The organism is Candidatus Symbiopectobacterium sp., assembly GCF_020054415.1.
Classification (GTDB): domain Bacteria; phylum Pseudomonadota; class Gammaproteobacteria; order Enterobacterales; family Enterobacteriaceae; genus Symbiopectobacterium.
Genome location: NZ_JAHWCO010000106.1, coordinates 1 through 2,041, shown reverse-complemented (window position 1 = coordinate 2,041; position 2,041 = coordinate 1). Strand labels below are relative to the sequence as shown.

Below are 2,041 nucleotides of genomic sequence, written 5' to 3'. Positions count from 1 at the left end.
AGTCTGAGAGACTACGATGCTCAGGTGGGTGAAGCCCTGTCCATGGTCAAAGCGCTTAACCGGATCACGCTATTAGGAATGCCGAACAGTAATCGCATCACGTAACAATCGACCCGTATGGGGCGCAGTCGTTACAAGTTCTGATTTATTCAACAAAGCCGACAAAACGGCGAGGAATTATCTGTCGATGGTTAAACTGGGCTGCATCCGCCTCTTTTACAATAAGTTACGCAATTAAGGGACACAGCCTAATATGTAGTGCCCGCGCAGTGTCACGAATACCCGCATTATTCATTGCCAAGTCAATGACTTGGTCTGTCATTCCCTGTTGGCAGGCTCGATAGGCATAGTCGAGCTGGAAGGTGCGTTTGCATGACTGACAACGGTAACGCTGATGGCCACTTTTGCCATAACCGTGTTTTTTCACAGGAGATGTCTGTTCACAAAACGGGCATATTACATCAACTTTAGCCACTGTATTCCACATCCAAAACCGGATATGGTACACTGCAATCAACATGTTGAATACACGACCTCGTTAAGCTTTCCACTGGGCACTGGGCTAAATGATGCTGAGCTAGACAACTTGAAAAGTTAACTTTATTTTGGTTAAAATAATAAGGATTAAAAATGACTGCACTTCCTGTTTCTCGTACGCCTTCATTAAATACGTATTCTGTTCCTGTAAAAGAAAACAGAAAAATGGAATATGGATACAACTTTCCTTCACTTGAAACTTTAAAAAGCGCCGCTCGAAATAACGATGATTTTGGTATTGAATCTTTATTTACATTAGCGTGTGAGAACAGCACTGCTGGATTAGAGGCTGAATCTTTTCTTTTTGATTTGTATACAGGAAAGGAAGCAGGCCACCCTGACGTAAAGGAACAATTAGGAAAAGACAGTTTAAAGTTATGCGAGATCGTGCAAGGAAGAAATAAAAACAAAACACCAGAAGAGGCATGGTCTATACCTGATAAAATATTAATTATGGCTGGTTTTGAAACTCAAGAAAGATCACAAAAGAGAGAAGAAATTTTAGAAGAAATAAATAAAAATATAAACTTTTGTGCTGGTGTTGATAATGGGGATAAGGTCAGCTCATCATTTTTTGACACAAACCGATTAATCACATCAGCAGAGCTAGACTCTATGTCTAACTTATTAAATAATAAAGAAAATGGTTTTAGATTCTATGATGCAGTAGGCATCCCAGCTATTGCTACTGATGATGAATCCATACCAAAAAACTTGTTAACCACATTATCAAATATTGACCATAAAGGGAAACAAACATCTTCGTCAGGAGATTTTATCCCTCTATTATTTAGAAATCATTGGGTTCTGTTTGGGTTGTCTAAAACTGACTCGGGAGATAAATCAGCTATATTGTTTGATAGTGCAAATTATTTGGATGACAAAGAAATGACGTTCATACAGAAAATTACGGAATTTCTTAAAGCCAATGAAGTTTTAGTAGTGCAAGAATCACTCCAAGAAAATGCACCTAATGCCTGTGGTTTGTTTGTTTCTAACGCCATGAAATCCATATCAAATAACTCAAACAAAAAACCGTATGAGTCTTTGGCTAATTTTGTAAAATCATTTTCAGAACTAAACAATACCGAACAAATGTTGTTTAACCAAAGAGGCCGAGCTGAGTTATATGGCTATTTATTAGATAATGTATTCTTACAGTCTAGTTGCAATAATTGCGGTACGTAAACAATCCGTCAAAATCCCCTGACCTTCAGCGGTCAGGGCATGGTGTTTTTTGCATCCTGCAGGGGCTTTGGGCTTTGTTGAATAAACATATTTTATGCTGCATCCCCGGTGAAACTGCTGATCTTAGCAACGTAAAATCATTCAGTTAGCTCGCGTAAGAAAACAGCACACCTAGAGTGGCTTTGTTGAATAAATCAGAACTTGTAACGACTGCGCCCCATACGGGTCGATTGTTACGTGATGCGAATACTGTTCGGCATTCCTAATAGCGTGATCCGGTTAAGCGCTTTGACCATGGCCATGGCTTCACCCACCT

Annotated in this window: 2 protein-coding genes and 3 pseudogenes; 3 read left to right on the top strand and 2 right to left on the bottom strand. The window is 39.4% G+C overall.

Going from position 1 to position 2,041, the window contains the following annotated elements; all coding sequences use genetic code 11:
- Positions 1-105: pseudogene (locus QZ506_RS03360) on the top strand (IS5/IS1182 family transposase); the annotation flags it as partial.
- 145 nt (positions 106-250) lie between these two features.
- Here QZ506_RS03360 and QZ506_RS03355 read toward each other — a convergent pair.
- A pseudogene (locus QZ506_RS03355) lies at positions 251-475 on the bottom strand (IS1 family transposase); the annotation flags it as partial.
- Between QZ506_RS03355 and QZ506_RS03350 the strand changes: the two are divergent.
- Both QZ506_RS03350 and QZ506_RS03345 read left to right on the top strand, forming a co-directional pair.
- The gene (locus QZ506_RS03350; RefSeq protein ID WP_291969061.1) at positions 395-598 is read left to right on the top strand and encodes a hypothetical protein; all 204 of its coding nucleotides are present in this window, start codon (positions 395-397) and stop codon (positions 596-598) included. The pseudogene QZ506_RS03355 and the gene QZ506_RS03350 overlap by 81 nt on opposite strands.
- Before the next feature lie 32 nt (positions 599-630).
- Positions 631-1,725: a hypothetical protein gene (locus tag QZ506_RS03345; protein ID WP_291969059.1), complete on the top strand. Its 1,095-nt coding sequence runs from the start codon at positions 631-633 to the stop codon at positions 1,723-1,725.
- Positions 1,726-1,958: 233 nt separating this feature from the next.
- Here the strand turns inward: QZ506_RS03345 and QZ506_RS03340 are convergent.
- Positions 1,959-2,041: pseudogene (locus QZ506_RS03340) on the bottom strand (lipoprotein); the annotation flags it as partial.

Excerpts from the sequence above, each read along its gene's own strand:
- QZ506_RS03345 (WP_291969059.1), top strand. The coding sequence starts at position 631 with ATGACTGCACTTCCTGTTTCTCGTACGCCTTCATTAAATACGTATTCT.
- QZ506_RS03350 (WP_291969061.1), top strand. The coding sequence starts at position 395 with ATGGCCACTTTTGCCATAACCGTGTTTTTTCACAGGAGATGTCTGTTC.